The organism is Pseudomonas sp. ADAK2 (assembly GCF_012935755.1).
GTDB lineage: Bacteria > Pseudomonadota > Gammaproteobacteria > Pseudomonadales > Pseudomonadaceae > Aquipseudomonas.
On the sequence record NZ_CP052862.1, the window covers coordinates 2465340 to 2484656 of the forward strand.

Below are 19317 nucleotides of genomic sequence, written 5' to 3' on the forward strand. Positions count from 1 at the left end.
CAAAAACTTCATCCGGTATAGTTTTTCGCAACTCGCGAAGCCTGGATAAAACTTAATGCAGTCGAGCAACAATCTAGTAGATCCTGAACTTATAAACATTCGACGACTGTTCGCCACTCCCCTGGCAAGTATCCAGTACCCCGACGCCGAAAGACTTAATGCTGAACTGAAAACCATCGTCATCAATCGTATGGCGCAAGATCGCAACGGCGCGCAACGTAGCAATGATGGTGGCTGGCAATCTACGCACGACTTCCCTGAATGGGGAGGAGAAGCCTGCGAGGCTTTAGTGAGGTTTGCCACTGCGTTCGCCAAGCAACTGACCGCGGTTCATAGCGAGCAATACGGATTAACCGAGCCCAGTTTCGAATGGAAACTCAACGCTTGGGCAAACGTGAATGAGGCGGGCCACAGCAATTCACTGCATGGGCACCCTGGAGCGTTTTGGTCAGGGGTTTACTGGGTCGACGCCGGCGGCAGGGAGGATGATCCAGCTGTCGGAGGTGATCTGGAGTTTATGGACCCGCGCGGCATGGTTGCATCGACATACAACCCTGCTCTGCGAATGAGAGTCGAAGATTGCCTTACTGCCGGGTTTAGTTGTACTTGTGCCGCCAGAAGTGGAACTTTCATCATGTTTCCATCGTGGCTAATGCATTCAGTAAGACGTTTTGAAGGGGCGAGACCGCGAATCTCGATTGCTTTTAACTTTGGTGCTTAACGAGATATCAATTTACTTGAACCACCGCTAACTTCGTCGACACATCTAAATACCCGCTATTGACCAATTAAAAAGATCGCAGCCTTCGGCAGCTCCTACAGAAGAATGGTATCCATCCCGTAGGAGCCGCCGAAGGCTGCGATCTTTTGATCTTGATCTTGATCCTGATCTTGTGGCGAGGGGGCTTGCCCCCGTTGGGCTGCGCAGCGGCCCCAAAACCTGCAATCCAGATTTTTCTGGTGCACCGCGGTGCATGGTTTAGCGACTGCTTCGCAGTCGAACGGGGGTAAACCCCCTCGCCACAGAACAGCGCTAGGCGTTATTCCGATGGCATCGCCCGCAACCGCCGGCCAAGCACATCCAGCACATCACAGCCATCTCGCAACGGAATGGCGCACAACAAGGCAAAGTCGCTAAGGATGAAGGATTCACAATCGATCGAACCCCGCATGGACATGTTCTCCAGCACTTGGGTTACTGCGCGGATTCGGTAATGGGCGGCGTCATATAAAACATCAAGTGGCGCGCGGGTATCGACGAACAAGGTCGGCATGTCGTCGCAATTGCTGGTGAGCGCCATGAAGCGGCTTTCGGGGTGAGGAATTGGTTTTTCGTAGGGTGGATCGGGATGAAGTGTTGGCATTTTTCAAACCTTAAAAGTGTGATGGAAACTGCCATCCACCTTCCTACAGGTTAGGGTGGCAGCTATGCGCGGGGTAGGAATATCGAGACTTTTAAGGCAAAACTCGACCACACCGAAGCGTGCCCGCACACAGCCGCCGCAGCGAATCTTACGGACGCAATTCAACGGCCGCAATCAAGCATCGACGCCAATGTCACCTTAAAAGTCTTGAAGGGTTCCTACGCCCTGTCGCTGAATACGCAGCGACCACCAAAGCCTACCGATTGAACGCGCCGCGCACCAGTTCACCAAAACCGCCACAACTCGAAGGAAATTTCCGAAGACCTTGCCCAGAAATTTCGCTCAATCAAAAGGCGAACGTGGCACGAGCTTTCGATGAAGCCTGGCTCGATTCCCCACTCACCAAGTGGCCACTATCAATCCATATACGGACGTTGGTGATGACTTCACCCTCTGGGAGCACGTAGATCAACTACAGTTTGCTTTACCCATCTCCAAGGATCGCCATCTATGGCTGCGGATCAGGATCGTTTTTCACTCGCTTTTAGCTTTGTTCTTAACAACGGCACTGAGTTGTTTCCGGTGCGAATGAAGCGCAGGAGTACCGGAATGGTCGCCTATCGCATTTCACGTGGAGGGGCTGGCGGAAACACATTGGAGGCAAGCGAGGAAGTTGATGAAGCGACAATGATCCATAAGGTCCTGAACCTTGGCTTTGCCGTCCGATGCTCCTCGCTCGATGGGAATACCAAAGGCTTGTACAAATCAGATCAACGGTCTGTACGCGAAGTACGTCGAAAAAAAATCTATTAAATTAGGCGCTTCGGGACTTGCGAGCTTTCCAAAAAAAACAAGACCGGATTTATTTTTACTTGCTGACACGCCCAACTCGCCAAATACATATCAAACTGCCCCCTAAAGCCAAACATCTCGTCAGTTCACTGATTTTTAAACCCCAAGCAAGAATTGTTTAGTAATTGGTGACGACATCAGATATCGCTGGGATCAGGGAGCTATCGTTTCACAGACAAGATCCTGCGGCGTGCCGTCCCTGAATGGAACAATGCATCTTTTAATAAACTCAGGTGCGGGATCGAGAGGCATTATCTCAAACGTGAGTATCAACTTTCCTTCTTTGAATTCTCCTTTTTTCAGATCGACTTGGGTGAACCCGTCGAGAAAGCTTTTCCCGTCAATAGAGCACAGTTCTTTTTCTTTCAGTATTGTTCCCTTCCCCCCAGGCAGAAGCGATTGAACTCTGACGCAGGGAGAATCAAAGGATCGCAAATATCTGACGATGTATTTGTCTATCTTTCCCGCATCTGCTTGGTAAACTCGTTTGTATTCAAATTCGGCCGCTGCTGCAGATGACAGACAAACCAGACCCAGCACCATGTAAAGTATCGGATGTAAAATACGCATTACTGACTCTCCAGATAACGGGTTTTTTCGGAAAATCTATTCAAAAATTATTCAAAAATGGGACGGATTTATTTTATCTAACATAAATCCGTTCCCGATTTTTGCTTGGATACGGTTTAAATACCTCCGCACGCATTGATGGGTTTGCCACCCAGCTACACAGAAGACAAGCCTACAGAGAGAGGTAAACGGTTTCCCGACTACTTAATTTTGAACGCCCTTAATTTTTTCTAACCGCATAGCGTTACCCTGCCCGACTTGAGTAACACTCTCAGTTTCGATGGTCTGCACAACGCGACCCGTCTCATCCTTGGTGACCTGAACGGACTTGGTGTAAGTCCCTTGCACGCAGCCGCTCATTGGTAGCACCAGAGCACACAAAATCAGTCCAAAAATACGACTCATAAAAATTCCTTGTTTAATCTTAAGTGGTTTGTCGCGCGGAAAATCAATATCGTCCAGCGCTATGCCCTGCCCTTGGCCGAGAGCCAAGGGGACAGATTTTGCTCCTGAAATAGATAGGGTTCCTTCAACAAACGCTACCAACCAAAACTCAGATAACGCTACGCAAATTACGTCAGCAAAAGCCCTTCCACTATTTTCTTTATTTCAGAAGGTGCTTCCTCGAAACCATATTTACCAGCGTTCGCTTTAGTCGTATTAAACCCTAGCGAATAGCCATTGAAATCAAAGTAGTAATTATCAATCTTTCGCCTGCTGGGCTTATCTCTGGACAGCATCTCCAAAAGCACCTTGAGGTGAGTTCTAGTTAGCCAAAATCGTTGCGGTGAAGTGGGATTACAGTCGTACGTCAATTGCAGAATTAACCTAGCCAAATTACCCCCCAAGATAAAAAAATGGTTGCATACCGTTTGCCTGTAACGAGACGGAAGCTGCGTTTGGAAAACTTGGCCTAACGCCTGTTAGCTGCCTGGGTCTGACGTGTTGGATTGATTCACAGTGTGTGACTGGACTCCATCACGTCTTGATTTATGACCGCTTCAGAAACTCATCAATCACCGAAGTAACCTGCTGCTGAATCACCTCACGCGCCCTCCCACCCTCGCCATCCCCACAAATAATCCCGTCACCCGGCACCTCTTCTTCAAGCATCGCCACCGCCTCAGGTTTGCACACCGCCATAAAGCTGAAGTGGCTGGCGTCGCTAATCTCGACATAGCGCGTCGATGCTTTGGGCAAACGTTTAGCTAAATCAGCAGACTCCAACTCAGCCGGAAGGTCCTCAGACGGCACGCCCGCTGCGATCACCAGCGTTGGCACCGGCAACTTCACAAGGCTTTCATCGGTCATCCCCCGTGACAGGCCCAGGTCCAATGAAACAATGGCGCTGACGCGTTTGTCGCTCAGATCGCCAGCCAGTTGGGCCTTCGAGACCGGGGTGCTTGCGGGGTTCATCTGTTGGTAGACGGTGCAACTGGCCAACTTCGGTTGGGTGTTGCAGTCCTTGGTAAAGCGATCCGGGGCGAAACGAGCGCCGGCGATTTCCAGTACGGTCCAGCCGCCGAGTGAATGGCCCACGGCTGCAATTCGATGCTTGGCGACTACGCCAAATTTTTCCGGTTGAGCCGTGACCGCGTCTATGGCCCGGCTCAGGTCGGCGGGTCGTTGCCATAGTTGTGCGGCGGCTGGAGGGCTGCGGTCCTGACTGGTGGTGCCGGGGTGGTTGACCGCCGCGACGATGTAGCCCTTGTGGGCCAGTGCGCTGGCCAGCCATGTCTGGTTGATCCAGCTGCCGTTGTAACCGTGGGAGAGCACCACTAATGGGTGCTCGCCAGTGGCCGGCGGTGCGTTGGGCACGGCAAGGGCGCCGATGAACACTGGGTTGTCGCCGAACAACTGAGGTGTGGCGGTGGTTGTGCTGGGGTACCAGACAACCATCTCCAGCCGGCGCTCGTTTTGCGGGTCTGGCAGTGTCGAGGACTGGAAGCCGATGGGGTTATCGTCAGCGAATACGCTGGTGGTGAGGCAGGTTAGAACCAGGATGCCGAGAGCTTTTTTCATTGTTTTTTATCTTCCTTGAGTAGATTGATCCATCTGTACCTGAAATCTGTTTCAGATGATCGTTCCCATGCTCTGCGTGGGAATGCCTCCTGGGACGCTCTGCGTTCCAACCGCACCGCTGGTGTCGAGCCGGGCACCGATGTAACGCGGAGCGTCACGGGCTGCATTCCCACGCAGAGCGTGGGAACGATCAACTACTTCAGTGGGTTAAACGATGCTCAACGCCTTGAGAATCACCAGCGATTGCTCGGCAAAGGCTTGCGCCTGCTCGGTCAGTTCCGCGATGTTTTCTTCTGCGGTGGTCAGCGCCTTGCCGTCCTTGACCAGACCTTCGCCTTGTTCGCTGATGATGCTCCAGGCCAGTTGCGCCCATTCCGCCGGGTGTTTTTTGCCTTGTTTGATCGATATCAGGAACAACTGTTGGAACCGGCTGATCGGCACGCCGCCGCCCGTGACCGGGCTGGCCAGGACCTGGATTTTGTTGCTGAGCAGCGAGCGTTTGCATAGTTGCAGGTTGAGGGTGTTGCAGCGTGCCTGTACCAGCTTCTCGGCCGCTTCACTCTGGCACGGTGCCGCTGCGCTCATCCCGACCAATACGGTGACGGCCTGGAGCAGGTCGTCATAAGGCATCGAGGGTATGGCCGCTGACAACTGACGCAACGTTTTAGGGGCATAGGCGTTGGCTGCCAGCGCTTCGAGTACCGGGCCGTAGATCTCGGCCTGCAGTGACGCTTCGCCGGCCGGGCCTTTGACGGTGTCAGAGACGCTTTCTGCCGGTTGCAGCAGGACAAAACGTGTATTGAGCATCCCTTGGCGGTGTTCAGAGGCGGACAGTCGATTAGCACCGCGCAGGTACAGATCCCGGCGGAAATTCTGATTGACGAAGTAGTCACGCGCTTGTTCGCGCACGATCGGGTGATCGATGCCTTCCAGGAAGTCCATGCCTTCAGCGCTCAAGTTGAGCGGGTCTACCGTATCCAGTGGCACGGCCGTGGTGGCGAAGTCGAGTTTGGCTGGCGCCAGGGCATCGACCACGTCGGTGAAGTACATGCAGTTCCAGTCGCGGTTGAAGTATTCATGGGCGACGTACTGCCGATCCTGGCCTTTGATGCTCTGCAGCTTGGTGTTCAGGTTCGGTGCCGCACTGGCGTAGTTGGGGTTGGCCGCGAGCAGCGCTTCGGAAAATTGCAATGCAGCGTCGATGCGTTGGTCCGGGCTTTCGGAACGGTTTGTACCAAAACGGTCGTGCAGGCTGAACAGATGACGCAAGGGTGCCGAAGGCGACCAGCCGGGGAAGCAGTTGTAACTGATGTACAGCAAACCACCTGGCTTGAGGTGACGTCGGGCGAATTCGACGATCAATTTTTGGTTGTCGCGGCTGACCCAGGTCCAGATGCCGTGCAGGCTGATGCTGTCGAATTGCGGCAAATCATCTCGGGCCAGCAGTTGCTCGAAGCTGTCGTCATACAGCTTTGCATCGCTGTTCCAGGAGGTTGCCAGCGCATTGGCATGGGCTGCCTGGCCCGGATGGAAGTCAGTGCCCATCCAGGAGCCAGGATTGGCTGCGGCATGGATGTTGATCGAGACGCCCTGGCCAAAGCCCAATTCGCAGTGATAGCCGTCGGTTGTCTCCAGACTGGCAAAGCCGCGCAACAACAAGCAATAGCGCAGGAAGACTGGATTGATTTCCCGGCTATAGCTGTAGGTGTAGCCTTCGTCGGTGAAATATCCTTCGTTCCAGGCATCGCTCATGCTCATATCCTTTTACTTCGAAAGTGAAAGTGGCTTTTATAAGGGGTAGGCATTGGGTGCCACAAGGGGAAAGACGCGTACGAGTGTTTTTTCGCGGACGCTCGTCAGGCGCCACGTCTACTTATTGAACGATCATCGGATCACTGCGAAGCACTGTCGCTCGGCAACCCTTTCAACTTGATCTCCGCCAACGGATGCCCAGCCTTCAACGCAATCCGCCAAAACCGCGCCGCTTCCACCGGGTCCGGCGCTTTACTCGGCGTCCCCGCCAAACTGATCACGCCCACCTGATACGCCGCTTTGCCATCTCCCGCCAACGCCGCCAGGCGCAACAAGCGCACGCCTTCTTCACGCGCACCAAGGCCAACGCCGCGAAAGGTCAGGATGTGGCCATAGAAGCTTTGCGCGCCGACGTCGCCGAGGTTGGCCATGCGGGCGAATTGGCCTTCGAGCCATTTCCAGCCACGTGGCTGTTTCACGAACCATGACCAGTGAAACAGCCTGCGGGCCAACCAGTAGGAGGCCCGCGCCTTGAGTCGTAAAAACACTCAGGCCTCCGCGGATTCTGGGTACTCGTATTCGAACACTCGCACCACTTCCGAGGCATGCCACGAAGCGGCAGCGACGCCGTCGGAGGGACCGGAGAAACGGCCCAAGCGTTCGACGCATTCGAAGAAACCGGTGCGCGGCAGGCGGCTAGCGCCCTGGCTGATCACCAGTGAGCTGCGCAGTGGCTGCTCGGCCTTGGCGTCCAGGGCGGCGAGGTGTTCAAGGGCCGCGGTCAGGGTTTGCATGGCCGGGGTGGGCAATTGCAAACGCTCCAGCAGCGCTCGGTAAGTCAGAAGATGGCGCTGGCGGCGCGCCTGGTCCAGTTCACCCAACAACCCGTCCCAATGTTGACGACTGATGCGTACGCTCACGATTCATCCCTCCATCCTGGCACCGTCAATTCCCAGGCCAGGCTGCGGCGAATCGCTGCGTCGGGTTGACGCTCGCCACTTTCGATCAAGGCCAGATAAGACGGGCTGATGCCTACCGTGCGGGCCAGCGCCTCAATGGCGATGCCCTTCCCTTCGCGCAAACTGCGGAGTTGATCCAGACCCGGAAGAATCTGGTCTGCTGCGGCCGCCGGACGCTCTGGGGCGGCCCGTGGCGGTTGTTGCTCGATGCCTGCTGCTTTCAGTAGAGCCTGATACTGAGCCCATGGCACAACGGCATATTCGGGCTCGCCTTCGCGTGTGATTATCTGAATATCCATGACTTCCCCGTAGGACAACGACACTTAGCGAGTCGGCACTTTTCCCTTGAAGTGTAATCCTAACAGCGGCCAAGGTCGCGGGGGCATCAATCTAAGATGAAACTGCCATCACTCAATCATCTTTCGGGCCTTGAAGCTGAAGCTGCTCCGGGGTGTCGGGCAGGCGTTCGACCACGGCCAACTTCTCCGGCAACTGCCGATTGCGCCAGGCGCGGAAGGCATTGAGTTCGTCGTCGAGGGTTTTCATGACCCAGGCCAGCACGGCAATGTCGTCTAGCATGCCGAATACCGGGATGAAATCCGGGATGGCGTCCAGTGGGCTGAGGAAATACATCAGGCCGGCCACGACGGTGAGGATCGATTTGCGGCTGATGGCCCGGTACTCGCCACGCCAGTAGGCCAGGCACAAGGCCTGCAGCAGCCGCAGGTCATCCTTGAGTTTACCCAGGCGCCCACCTTCGCTGGCGCCTTTGCTGGCCACGGCGAACAGCAGGGTCGGCAATCGGCCTTTAGCCAGCAGGCGCCCGGCCAGTGGCAGGAATCGAGCGAAATTCCAGGGTGCTTTCATCTTTTCCTCCCGCTGAAATGTTATCCACACAAATTGTGGATAACCTTGTGAACAGAGCTGCATTTCACGGCTGAAAGCCCCGTTTCATAAGGGCTCAACTCAGATCGGGCGTTTTTTACTCACATAAAAAAACCCAAGATTTCATTGACTTGGCGCCCCGGTGTGGCTAGCACGGGCGTCCTCAATGGCTATGACTCCAGCCTACAGCATCCGTTCGCTTTCTTCGTACCTGGCCAAACCCCGGATACAACAACGCCCCGCATAATGCGAGGCGTTGTTTTTGCAGCAGACGACGTTACTTGGCGGCGTCTTGTTTCGCTGGATCTTTGATCGCCAGCAGCTCCAGGTCGAATACCAGCACCGAGTTGGCCGGGATTGCCGGGCTTGGGCTTTGCGCGCCGTAAGCCAGGTCGCTAGGAATGTACAGCTTGTACTTCTCGCCGACGTGCATCAGTTGCAGGCCTTCGACCCAACCTGGAATCACGCCGCTGACCGGCAGGTCAATCGGGCTACCGCGATCAACCGAGCTGTCAAAGGTGGTGCCGTTGGTCAGCTTGCCGGTGTAGTGAACAGTCACTACGTCGGTCGGCTTAGGCTGAGGACCATCCGCTTTTTTAACCACTTCATATTGCAGACCGGATGCAGTGGTCACTACACCGGCTTTCTTGGCGTTGTCTTCGAGGAATTTCTTGCCGGCGGATGCCGACTCTTCGCTCATTTTCGCCATGCGTTCTTCTGCACGCTTTTGCAGTGCTGCGAAGGCCTCGACCAGTTCGTCGTCCTTCAGCTTTTGTTCTTTCTTGCCGACGGCATCTTCGATGCCTTGAGCTACGGCCTTGGAATCCAGATCATCCATGCCTTCCTGAGCCAGGCTCTTGCCCATGTTCAGGCCAATCCCGTAGGAAGCTTTTTGCGCCGGGGTTTTCAGCTCTACGCTGGTCTGCGAATCACAACCCGCAAGTACCAGGCTTACCAGGGCCACCGCCGCCGCCAACCGATGCTGTTTCATGCTATTTCCTTGTTCATGCGCCTAAAGGGCAATCGAATAAAGCCGCGAGCTTATCAGGCGGCCACGACCAATGGCTACCGGCATGAGAGCAGGAAACTTCTGATAAGTTCAGGTCTTTTAAAGCATTTCGGGAATGGGCTGGATGAAGTTTCTGTCATCTTGCTCCCACGGACACGGATGCCTGTTCCTACAACACTTGGCGTAATGGCCACTTGCCTTCCCTTAAGGAGCTGAGGCATAAGAGAGCCATAAATCGACAAGGACGTTTATCTTGCGCCTCTTACTCCGCTTACTGGTTCTGATCGCCGTATTGCTGGGGCTTGGCCTCGCCGTGGTTCTGTACTACGTGGCCAACCCCAAACTGCCGGCCTACTCCCCCGCGCAACAGGTGCATTACCTGGAGCAGTGGAGCGCCGCCGACCGTCAGACTTACTACTTCACGCCCCAGGGCACCCAGGTCAAAGGCTTGCGTTACGACTGGTTCGAGGCGCTGGAGCTGCCGTTCTCGCAACGGCGCTTCGCCGCCCCGGAATACCTGGCGCGCTTTGGTTTCCTGATTGATCCTGCCCAGAAAGCCACGCCGAACAACCCCGGCAACCTGCCGGTGGGTTTCGCCCGGCACCAGAACCCGGGCAGCCAGGATCAGTTCCTTGATATCACCTGCGCCGCCTGCCACACCGGCGAACTGCGCTTCAACGGCCAGGCCGTGCGGATTGATGGCGGCTCGGCGCAGCATGTGTTGCCCTCCAGTGTGCCGACCCTGCGCGGCGGCAGTTTTGGCCAGGCATTGGTGGCCAGCCTTGCCTCGACCTACTACAACCCGTGGAAATTCGAACGCTTCGCACGCAATGTATTGGGCGCGGACTACGACGCTCGGCATCAAGTCCTACGCGAAGACTTCAAAAGCTCACTCGATACGTTCTTGAAAGTCGCCTGGAACGATACCCATCGCGGGCTCTACCCCACCGAAGAAGGCCCCGGCCGTACCGACGCGTTCGGACGCATCGCCAATGCCAGCTTCGGCGATGCAATTTCGCCGGATAACTATCGCGTGGCCAACGCCCCGGTGGACTACCCGCAGCTATGGGACATCTGGACCTTCGACTGGGTGCAGTGGAACGGCTCGGCGCAGCAACCGATGGCGCGCAATATCGGCGAGGCGCTGGGTGTCGGCGCGACGCTGAATTTCTTCGACGCCAGCGGCCAGCCGCTCAAAGGCGAGGCACGCTACCCGTCCAGCGTCCGTGTTCGCGACCTGAACCTGATCGAAGAAACCCTGCAACGGCTCAAGCCGCCCGCCTGGCCGGAAGCGCTGCTGGGCAGCGTCGACAAACCCCTGGCCGTCCAGGGGCGCGCGCTGTTTGCCGAGAACTGCGCCAGTTGCCATGTTCCCCGAGTGACGCCAGTCAACGGGCGCGCAGTGCAACAACTCAAATTGCTGCCAGTCGCCGCAATTGGCACCGACCCCACCGCAGCCAACAACATTGCCGACCATCGCTTCGACCTGACGGCGTTGCAGTGGGATCCGGCGGAACTCGGGCAACTCGACGTTCAACTGCATCCCAAACCGACCGAACCGCTGGACCTGAGCAAACTCTCGGTGGCCAAGGGATTGGCCTACGTCACGGCATTCGTTGGGAACCGCGCTTATCGCGAAGCCAAGGTCACCCCGGCCGAACGACCGGACCTGGATGGCTTCGGCCTGCCCATTGGTGTCCAGGAACTGCGCGCCTACAAGGCCCGGCCACTGGCGGGCGTGTGGGCGACGGCGCCATTCCTGCACAACGGTTCGGTGCCGAGCATTTATCAATTGCTCTCGCCCCAGGACGAACGCGCCACCACCTTCTACAAAGGCACTTTTGAATACGACCCCAAACACCTGGGCTATCGCACCGAAGCCTTCGCCAATGGCTTCGTGTTCGACACGCGCATCACCGGCAATCACAACAGCGGCCACGAATTCCGCGCCGGTGAGCGCGGCAACGGCGTCATCGGCCGCTTGCTGCAACCGCAGGAACGCTGGGCGCTGCTGGAATACCTGAAAGTCTTGGGCGGTCCGCTGGAAGCGCAACTGCCATGACCCAGACCGTTATTAAAAGGACTTACTTATGCTGAACACGCTCTGGCTGCGCCTCGGCGCCTTCCTTGCCAAGACCCTGCTTTGGTTGCTCGGCCTCGGACTGCTCGGGTGGGCGCTGGCCACCGCATGGTTTGCCTGGCAGCACAGCGGCGCGGTCTCCGCCGATGAACAGATCCCGGACGGTGAGTCGGCGATGACCCAGGACATCATCCAGACCGCCGTGCGCATCGTCGATCAACACCGCGAAAGCACTCGTTACCTGCGCGATGCCCACGCCAAGGCCCATGGTTGCGTGAAGGCTCAAGTTCAGGTGTTGCCAGAGCTGGCAGCGGAATTGCGTCAAGGGGTGTTCAGCGAGCCCGGCAAAACCTGGCAAGCGACCGTTCGCTTTTCCAATGGCAACGCTTACCCGCAATTTGACAGCTTCCGCGATGCGAGGGGCATGGCCATCAAGTTGCTCGATGTACCCGGTCAACAATTGCTGGCGGATCAGGCGGCTCGCCACGAACAGGACTTCGTGATGTTCAGTCATCCGAATTTCTTTGTCAGCGATGTCGCCGAGTACCGTCAGAATGTGGCTGCCCAGGCTGACGGCAAAACGGCGATGGCGTTCTTTCCAGGCTGGGACCCGCGCACGTGGCAGGTTCGCCATCTGTTTATCGCCCTGGCGACGCTCTCCCCTGCTCCAGAAAGCCCGACCCGGACTACCTACTTTTCGGTTTCGCCCTACAAGTTCGGTGGCGACAATGCCAAGTTCCGCGTCATGCCCGACCCGGGAAGCTGCCAGGCCTACGTCCTGCCCAAGCAAAATCAGGATTTGCCGAATTTCCTGCGCAGCGCGCTGAATCAGCAGCTGTCCACCGACCGGATGCCGGCGTGTTTCGTATTGCAGATCCAGCGCCAGGATGCGAACAAATACATGCCGATCGAAGACACCAGCATTGAGTGGCGTGAACGTGATGCGCCATTCGAAACCGTGGCGCGGATCAACGTGCCTGCGCAGGATTTCGATACCCCGGCGCTGAATCTGCAATGCGACAATCAGTCGTTCAACCCATGGTTCGGTCTGGAAGCGCACCGCCCGATTGGTGGCATCAATCGCCTGCGTAAAGCCGTGTACGAAGCGGTCAGCGACTACCGGCATAGTCGTAACGCCGAGCAATAAAACCCTAGTCCGGAAGAACCCGCCCGGCTGTCGGCCAGCCTTCGCCGGGGAGTTGAACTTTCAACTCGCCCGCCGCTGCGAGCAGATCGATAAACGCCTCGGGCAACAGCTGCCCGTCGGCCAGCGCCTGTTCGATTTCACTATGGCCCGTTGTCGGCGAGGTCAGCCGGGCGATCAGCGTTCTTAACTTGTCAGTCTGCGTGCTGTGAAAACTCAGCAATGCACCGCCCGGTGTCGACAGGAACAAACAAAGCCCGGGGGCGACCAACAATCGATCCAGACCGACCCGCATATCTCGCGGCGAGAAAAACTGTTCATACATTTCACTTTCGCTGGGCGGCGCTGGTTTGGGCGTCATCGAGTGATACACGGCAAAAACCCTGAAACCCTCAGGCAGCGCGGGCTTCAGGGTGTAATCCCTGGGGAAGATCGACTCTCGATTGAAGGCCGCGTAATCGCAGGCAAACGGTTCGGTGGCGACATACTGATCAGCCTGACGATGCTTGAGGATAAACCCTGCAAACACCGCGTCGCCCATTCCCATGATTCGGGCATGGGCATACAGGGCCGCCTCCCGCGCGCTGTCGCAGACAGGGCCGCACACCGGCTGCTCGGACACTGCGGGCTCACTCGTAACCTGCACCTCCCAGCCCACCGCCACGCGCCCTCTGGTTTTCCAGACATCCCCGGGCATGACGACACGCAGATCACCACTCGCGGCGACCAGGGCGATCAACTGACTGGTCAACAGACTGCCGCGAATATGCGCCTGCTCAAGTATTCCGGGCCACCCACGTGCATCCCGCTGAAGAATCGGGTGCAACGCTCTCTCGGCATCGGAATCGCTGGAAATGTACATCACCAGTGCCCCTCCATTACCGGAGAGATAAAAACGTGGATAGTTGTGACGATAGGTGATGGCGGACGCGAGGTCGCTTACGGAAAAGAAACTGTCGCGAAGCCCGTGCTCCCTTGGCGATTCATTTCGCATCCCCGACGTCACCCAATGCGAGTGGTACATCCCCGCGATGGAATACCCCTTGGGAGGGACGAAGTCACCCTTCTCATCCAGCGCCAGCACTTGCGCCGGGTCGAATGCATAGGATTCGCCGCGTTCCGGGTGCGTGGCAAAGAAATGACCGACGGCATTTTTCAGGATGAAGCCGCCGTATTCGCGATCCCGGCGATTGCTCAACTGCTCATGAACAAAGACGGCTGCGTCATCGGCGCTGATATAGGCACGACTCAGGGAGGGCACTTCAGGTAAAAAAGGTAATTCGGTGTCCATGGGATAGGCGCTCTCGAATAGATGGAAACCTATTGTTCGAGAGATCGACGACCGGTTGGCACTACATAGATATAGGCCGTGGCCCGAAGAGAGGTTGCTGGAAACTCAAATCCCGGACAGCAAAAAGCCCGCGTTATGCGGGCTTTCTGTGTGGTGACCTGGCGTTCAGCGTTCCAGGTTACCGAATATGGCGCAGCGGACGGGACTCGAACCCGCGACCCCCGGCGTGACAGGCCGGTATTCTAACCGACTGAACTACCGCTGCGCGTAGCATTGAAAGTAATGGTGGGTGATGACGGGATCGAACCGCCGACATTCTGCTTGTAAGGCAGACGCTCTCCCAGCTGAGCTAATCACCCAGTACCTTCGTTACGGGGCGCATTATGCCACATGTTTTCGTAAAGTGTTGATTTAATTGAATATTTTTTCAAATAAATCCGAAAACCGGTGAAACGACACATCCCGCAGGAACAACAGACAGAAAAAAACCCGCGTGAGCGGGCTTTTCCGTGGTGACCTGGCGTTCAGCATTCCAGATTACCGAATATGGCGCAGCGGACGGGACTCGAACCCGCGACCCCCGGCGTGACAGGCCGGTATTCTAACCGACTGAACTACCGCTGCGCGTAACACTAAGAACGAATGGTGGGTGATGACGGGATCGAACCGCCGACATTCTGCTTGTAAGGCAGACGCTCTCCCAGCTGAGCTAATCACCCTTCGTTTCGGTGTGGCGCGCATTCTACGGAGCACCCCCACCTCTGGCAAGCACTTTTTTAATTAATTTATTCAGGCCTTCCAAAGGCTTAGAGAAGGGTTGGCCTATGGCGCCGCGAAGAGAATAATGCCCCCCTTTGTATAAAGGAGAGACTCGCCCCATGTGGTTCAAAAACCTGCTTATCTATCGCCTGACCCAAGATCTGCCTTTTGATGCCGAGGCGTTGGAAACTGCACTGGCGACCAAACTGGCCCGTCCATGTGCAAGCCAGGAGTTGACCACCTACGGTTTCGTCGCGCCATTTGGCAAAGGCGAAGATGCTCCACTGGCGCACGTCAGCGGCGACTTCCTGCTGATCGCCGCCCGTAAAGAAGAACGCATTCTGCCGGGCAGCGTCGTGCGCGACGCGGTCAAGGAAAAGGTCGAAGAGATCGAAGCCACGCAAATGCGCAAGGTCTATAAGAAGGAACGCGACCAGATCAAGGATGAAATCATCCTGGCGTTCCTGCCGCGCGCCTTTATCCGTCGCTCGTCGACCTTCGCCGCCATCGCGCCGAAACAAGGCCTGATCCTGGTCAACTCGGCCAGCCCGAAACGTGCCGAAGACCTGCTGTCGACCCTGCGTGAAGTGATCGGTTCGCTGCCGGTACGTCCGCTGACCGTGAAAATGGCCCCGACCGCCACCATGACTGACTGGGTCAAAACCCAGAAAGCCGCGGACGACTTCTTTGTGCTGGACGAGTGCGAACTGCGCGACACCCACGAAGACGGCGGCATCGTACGTTGCAAGCGTCAGGACCTGACCAGCGAAGAAATCCAGCTGCACCTGAGCACCGGCAAAGTGGTGACTCAGTTGTCCCTGGCCTGGCAGGACAAATTGTCGTTCATGCTCGACGACAAAATGACCGTCAAACGCCTGAAGTTCGAAGACTTGCTGCAAGACCAGGCGGAACAGGACGGCGGTGACGAAGCCCTGGGCCAACTGGACGCCAGCTTCACCCTGATGATGCTGACCTTCGGCGACTTCCTGCCGGCGCTGGTTGAAGCGTTGGGTGGCGAAGAGACTCCGCAGGGCATCTGACAGCCTTGAAGGGCGCCTGCCTTGATGGGTGGGTGCCTGTAAAAAAGATCGCAGCCTTCGGCAGCGTCTACAGGAAACGTATTCCAAAGTAGGCGCTGCCGAAGGCTGCGATCTTTTTACAGGCCACGTATGCTTAGCTCCCTAACGCTTTCATACAATAAGGAACAGGCCATGCGTGCCCTCGCCGCTTTAAGCCGCTTTGTCGGCAACACCTTCGCTTACTGGGTACTGATTTTCGCCGTCCTGGCGTTCCTCGAACCGACATGGTTCGTTGGCCTCAAAGGCGCGATCGTGCCGCTGCTGGGGCTGGTGATGTTCGGCATGGGCCTGACCCTCAAACTCGAAGACTTCGCTGAAGTCGCTCGCCATCCATGGCGCGTGGCGTTGGGCGTGGTCGCGCATTTCGTGATCATGCCGGGAATGGCGTGGTTGCTCTGCCAGGTGTTTCACCTGCCGCCGGAAATCGCCGTCGGCGTGATCCTGGTTGGCTGCTGCCCGAGCGGCACTTCGTCCAATGTGATGACCTGGCTGGCTCGCGGCGATCTGGCGCTGTCGGTGGCCATCGCCGCCGTCACCACCCTCCTCGCTCCGCTGCTGACTCCGGCGCTGATCTGGCTGCTGGCCTCGGCGTGGTTGCCGGTGTCGTTCATGGAGTTGTTCTGGTCAATCCTGCAGGTGGTGCTGCTGCCGATCGTGCTCGGCGTGGTGGCGCAACGGCTGCTGGGCAATAAGGTGCGCCACGCGGTAGAAGTGTTGCCGCTGGTGTCGGTGGTCAGCATCGTGATCATCGTTGCCGCCGTGGTCGCGGCCAGTCAGGCGAAGATCGCCGAGTCCGGCCTGTTGATCATGGCGGTGGTGATGCTGCACAACAGCTTCGGCTACTTGCTGGGTTACTTCACCGGGCGCCTGTTCAAGCTGCCGCTGCCTCAGCGCAAGTCCCTGGCACTGGAAGTCGGCATGCAGAACTCCGGTTTGGGCGCCGCGCTGGCCAGTGCGCACTTCTCGCCACTGGCAGCGGTGCCGAGCGCGTTGTTCAGTGTGTGGCACAACATTTCCGGGGCGCTGCTTTCGACGTATTTCCGCCGCATGAGCGAAAAAGAAGATCGGGAAATAGCGGCGCGCCAGGCGACTGAATAAGCGGCAAACTTGATCCCCGGATTAATGATGGGCACTCTATGGCGCAACGCGAGGACGACCTCGCGGCTCGATCGAGTCATTAATCTGGGGACGACCCCGTCAATCGATGGAGGTCTCTCATGTCCTGGATCATTCTGTTTTTCGCCGGCCTGTTCGAAGTCGGCTGGGCCGTTGGCCTGAAATACACCGACGGCTTCAGCCGCCCGCTCCCCACTGCACTCACCGTAGCCGCCATGGCCATCAGCCTCGGCTTGCTCGGCCTTGCCATGAAGGAATTGCCGCTGGGCACGGCCTATGCGATCTGGACCGGCGTAGGAGCGGTGGGCACGGTGATTGCCGGGATCATTCTGTTTGGTGAATCCATGGCGTTGTTTCGACTGGCCAGTGTGGCGTTGATTATTGCCGGGTTGGTTGGGCTCAAGATTAGCGCCTAGGTCACTGACGCCATCGCGAGCAAGGCTTGCCCGCGATGGCACCCTCAAAATCACCGACTATCTGACTGCCCCGCGCAACTCTCCCACCAATACCTGCAATTTCGCTGGCTCCGCCACCTCAACCGCCACCGCCGGCCCCGCCACCAACGTCACCCGCGACCACAACCGGCGGAACAAGCCCTTGGCCGGATCGCGACTGAAGAAACTCCCCCACAACCCTTGCAGCGCCAGCGGAATCACCGGCACCGGTGTCTCTTCGAGAATCCGCGTCAGCCCGCCCCGGAACTCATTGATCTCACCGTCAGCGGTCAACTTGCCTTCGGGGAAGATGCACACCAGCTCACCGTCCTTCAGATACTGGGCAATCCGCTTGAAGGCCTTTTCGTAGATCTGAATGTCTTCCTGGCGTCCGGCGATAGGAATTGTCCCGGCGGTGCGGAAGATAAAGTTCAGCACCGGCAGGTTGTAGATTTTGTAGTACATGACAAAGCGAATCGGCCGACGCACCGCGCCGCCAATCAGCAACGCATCGACGAACGACACGTGGTTGCACACCAGCAACGCCGCGCCTTCATCGGGAATCAGGTCGAGGTTGCGATGCTCCACGCGGTACATGGAATGGCTGAGCAGCCAGATCATGAAACGCATGCTGAACTCGGGAACGATGCTGAAGATGTAGGCGTTGACGCCGATGTTCAGCAGCGACACCACCAGGAACAGCTGCGGTATCGACAGTTTCACCATGCTCAGCAGCACGATCGAAACAATCGCCGACACCACCATGAACAGCGCGTTGAGGATATTGTTGGCGGCAATCACCCGTGCCCGCTCGTTCTCGGCGGTGCGCGACTGAATCAGTGCATACAGCGGCACGATGTAAAAACCACCGAAAACGCCGAGCCCGAGGATGTCGATCAGCACCAGCCAGGTGTGGCCAAAGCCAAGGACTTCGATCCAGCCATGGCCGGTCACGCTGTCCGGAATGCCGCCGGAATGCCACCACAGCAGCAAGCCAAACACCGTCAGGCCAAACGAACCGAACGGTACCAGGCCGATTTCGACTTTACGCCCGGACAGCTTCTCGCAAAGCATCGAACCGAGGGCAATACCGACCGAGAACACAGTGAGGATCAGCGTCACCACGGTTTCGTCGCCGTGCATCCATTCCTTGGCGTAGGCCGGGATCTGCGTCAGGTAAATCGCCCCGACAAACCAGAACCACGAGTTGCCGACAATCGAACGCGACACCGCCGGCGTCTGCCCCAGGCCCAGCTTCAAGGTGGCCCAGGACTGGGTAAAAATGTTCCAGTTCAAGCGCATCTCAGGCGATGCCGCCGCCGCACGCGGAATGCTGCGGCTGGCCAGGTAACCGAGGACCGCGATACCGACAATCGCCGTGGAAACCAGGGCCGCGTAATGCCCGGACGACATCATGATCCCGGCGCCAATGGTCCCGGCCAGAATCGCCAGGAACGTGCCCATTTCCACCAGGCCGTTGCCACCCACCAATTCTTCTTCACGCAAGGCCTGGGGCAGGATCGAATACTTCACCGGCCCGAACAGCGCCGAGTGGGTGCCCATGGCGAACAGCGCCACCAGCATCAGCGACAGGTGATCGAACAGGAAGCCGACCGCGCCCACCGCCATGATGGCGATTTCCCCCAGCTTGATCAGACGGATCAGCGCGTCCTTGGCGAATTTTTCCCCGAATTGCCCGGCCAGGGCCGAGAACAGGAAAAACGGCAGGATGAACAGCAGCGCGCACAGGTTGACCCAGATCGAGCGGTCACCGTCGATGGTCAATTTGTACAGAATGGCGAGGATCAGCGACTGCTTGAAGATGTTGTCGTTGAACGCCCCAAGCGACTGGGTCACGAAAAACGGCAGGAAACGCCGGGTGCGAAGCAAGGTGAACTGTGAGGGGTGACTCATCTTCCGTGTTTCCCTGATGTTGGGTAGAGAGTGGCGTGGAGACTGCTATTGGAATGTCGAACGCCGATCCAGGCCACACATTACCTA

Annotated in this window: 19 protein-coding genes and 4 tRNA genes; 7 read left to right on the forward strand and 16 right to left on the reverse strand. The window is 57.3% G+C overall.

The features are described from left to right. Positions 1-55 precede the first annotated feature (55 nt). Positions 56-721 carry a TIGR02466 family protein gene (locus HKK52_RS11485; protein WP_169370918.1) on the forward strand — a complete coding sequence of 222 codons (666 nt, stop codon included), beginning with the start codon at positions 56-58 and terminating at the stop codon, positions 719-721. 319 nt (positions 722-1040) lie between these two features. Here HKK52_RS11485 and HKK52_RS11490 read toward each other — a convergent pair whose 3' ends face one another. Beyond that, a complete protein-coding gene (locus tag HKK52_RS11490; RefSeq protein WP_169370919.1) occupies positions 1041-1364 on the reverse strand; it encodes a hypothetical protein in 324 nt (107 codons plus the stop codon). Positions 1365-1874: 510 nt separating this feature from the next. Between HKK52_RS11490 and HKK52_RS11495 the strand changes: the two genes are divergently transcribed. After that, positions 1875-2177 carry a hypothetical protein gene (locus HKK52_RS11495; RefSeq protein WP_169370920.1) on the forward strand — a complete coding sequence of 101 codons (303 nt, stop codon included), beginning with the start codon at positions 1875-1877 and terminating at the stop codon, positions 2175-2177. A 192-nt stretch (positions 2178-2369) separates the two neighbouring features. On the opposite strand, the gene HKK52_RS11500 is transcribed toward HKK52_RS11495, so the two are convergent. The 9 genes from HKK52_RS11500 to HKK52_RS11540 all read right to left on the reverse strand — a co-directional run bounded on the left by HKK52_RS11500 (position 2370) and on the right by HKK52_RS11540 (position 9395). Continuing rightward, entirely contained in the window at positions 2370-2786 is a 417-nt protein-coding gene (locus HKK52_RS11500; RefSeq protein ID WP_169370921.1) for a hypothetical protein, read from the reverse strand. Between the two features lie 204 nt (positions 2787-2990). Further along, positions 2991-3191, reverse strand: a complete 201-nt coding sequence (locus HKK52_RS11505; RefSeq protein ID WP_169374229.1) for a hypothetical protein — start codon at positions 3189-3191, stop codon at positions 2991-2993. Between the two features lie 585 nt (positions 3192-3776). Next, entirely contained in the window at positions 3777-4808 is a 1032-nt protein-coding gene (locus tag HKK52_RS11510) for an alpha/beta hydrolase family protein (RefSeq protein WP_169370922.1), read from the reverse strand. A gap of 207 nt (positions 4809-5015) precedes the next feature. Beyond that, positions 5016-6560, reverse strand: a complete 1545-nt coding sequence (locus HKK52_RS11515) for a class I SAM-dependent methyltransferase (RefSeq protein ID WP_169370923.1) — start codon at positions 6558-6560, stop codon at positions 5016-5018. Between the two features lie 140 nt (positions 6561-6700). Beyond that, complete coding sequence (locus HKK52_RS11520) at positions 6701-7108, reverse strand: sel1 repeat family protein (protein ID WP_169370924.1); 408 nt, start codon at positions 7106-7108, stop codon at positions 6701-6703. Beyond that, on the reverse strand, positions 7109-7480 hold the full coding sequence (locus tag HKK52_RS11525; RefSeq protein ID WP_003223109.1) for a hypothetical protein: 372 nt from the start codon (positions 7478-7480) through the stop codon (positions 7109-7111). Then, positions 7477-7818, reverse strand: coding sequence for a helix-turn-helix domain-containing protein (locus tag HKK52_RS11530; RefSeq protein ID WP_149656921.1), 342 nt, complete (start codon positions 7816-7818; stop codon positions 7477-7479). Before HKK52_RS11530 ends, HKK52_RS11525 begins: the two co-directional genes overlap by 4 nt. A gap of 112 nt (positions 7819-7930) precedes the next feature. Continuing rightward, entirely contained in the window at positions 7931-8386 is a 456-nt protein-coding gene (locus HKK52_RS11535; RefSeq protein WP_169370925.1) for a YkvA family protein, read from the reverse strand. A gap of 295 nt (positions 8387-8681) precedes the next feature. Continuing rightward, positions 8682-9395 carry an FKBP-type peptidyl-prolyl cis-trans isomerase gene (locus HKK52_RS11540; RefSeq protein ID WP_169370926.1) on the reverse strand — a complete coding sequence of 238 codons (714 nt, stop codon included), beginning with the start codon at positions 9393-9395 and terminating at the stop codon, positions 8682-8684. 271 nt (positions 9396-9666) lie between these two features. Here HKK52_RS11540 and HKK52_RS11545 point away from each other — a divergent pair, with 271 nt between their 5' ends. Both HKK52_RS11545 and HKK52_RS11550 read left to right on the forward strand, forming a co-directional pair. Then, a complete protein-coding gene (locus tag HKK52_RS11545; protein WP_169370927.1) occupies positions 9667-11475 on the forward strand; it encodes a di-heme-cytochrome C peroxidase in 1809 nt (602 codons plus the stop codon). A gap of 28 nt (positions 11476-11503) precedes the next feature. Further along, the gene (locus HKK52_RS11550) at positions 11504-12640 is read left to right on the forward strand and encodes a catalase family protein (RefSeq protein ID WP_169370928.1); all 1137 of its coding nucleotides are present in this window, start codon (positions 11504-11506) and stop codon (positions 12638-12640) included. Between the two features lie 4 nt (positions 12641-12644). On the opposite strand, the gene HKK52_RS11555 is transcribed toward HKK52_RS11550, so the two are convergent. The 5 genes from HKK52_RS11555 to HKK52_RS11575 form a co-directional block, all read right to left on the reverse strand. After that, the gene (locus HKK52_RS11555; RefSeq protein WP_169370929.1) at positions 12645-13928 is read right to left on the reverse strand and encodes a DUF4329 domain-containing protein; all 1284 of its coding nucleotides are present in this window, start codon (positions 13926-13928) and stop codon (positions 12645-12647) included. Positions 13929-14116: 188 nt separating this feature from the next. Continuing rightward, a tRNA-Asp gene (locus tag HKK52_RS11560) sits at positions 14117-14193 on the reverse strand. Positions 14194-14211: 18 nt separating this feature from the next. Next, a tRNA-Val gene (locus HKK52_RS11565) sits at positions 14212-14287 on the reverse strand. Between the two features lie 188 nt (positions 14288-14475). Then, positions 14476-14552 (reverse strand) — tRNA-Asp (locus HKK52_RS11570). 19 nt (positions 14553-14571) lie between these two features. Next, positions 14572-14647 (reverse strand) — tRNA-Val (locus HKK52_RS11575). 159 nt (positions 14648-14806) lie between these two features. Between HKK52_RS11575 and rdgC the strand changes: the two genes are divergently transcribed. The 3 genes from rdgC (at position 14807) to sugE (ending at position 17298) form a co-directional block, all read left to right on the forward strand. Beyond that, a complete protein-coding gene (gene rdgC, locus HKK52_RS11580) occupies positions 14807-15727 on the forward strand; it encodes a recombination-associated protein RdgC (protein WP_169370930.1) in 921 nt (306 codons plus the stop codon). Positions 15728-15898: 171 nt separating this feature from the next. Continuing rightward, positions 15899-16864 carry a bile acid:sodium symporter family protein gene (locus tag HKK52_RS11585; protein WP_169370931.1) on the forward strand — a complete coding sequence of 322 codons (966 nt, stop codon included), beginning with the start codon at positions 15899-15901 and terminating at the stop codon, positions 16862-16864. Between the two features lie 119 nt (positions 16865-16983). Beyond that, the gene (gene sugE, locus HKK52_RS11590) at positions 16984-17298 is read left to right on the forward strand and encodes a quaternary ammonium compound efflux SMR transporter SugE (protein ID WP_123599434.1); all 315 of its coding nucleotides are present in this window, start codon (positions 16984-16986) and stop codon (positions 17296-17298) included. A gap of 57 nt (positions 17299-17355) precedes the next feature. Here the strand turns inward: sugE and HKK52_RS11595 are convergent, their stop codons facing one another. Continuing rightward, the gene (locus HKK52_RS11595; protein ID WP_169370932.1) at positions 17356-19230 is read right to left on the reverse strand and encodes an MFS transporter; all 1875 of its coding nucleotides are present in this window, start codon (positions 19228-19230) and stop codon (positions 17356-17358) included. Between the last annotated feature and the right edge of the window lie 87 nt (positions 19231-19317).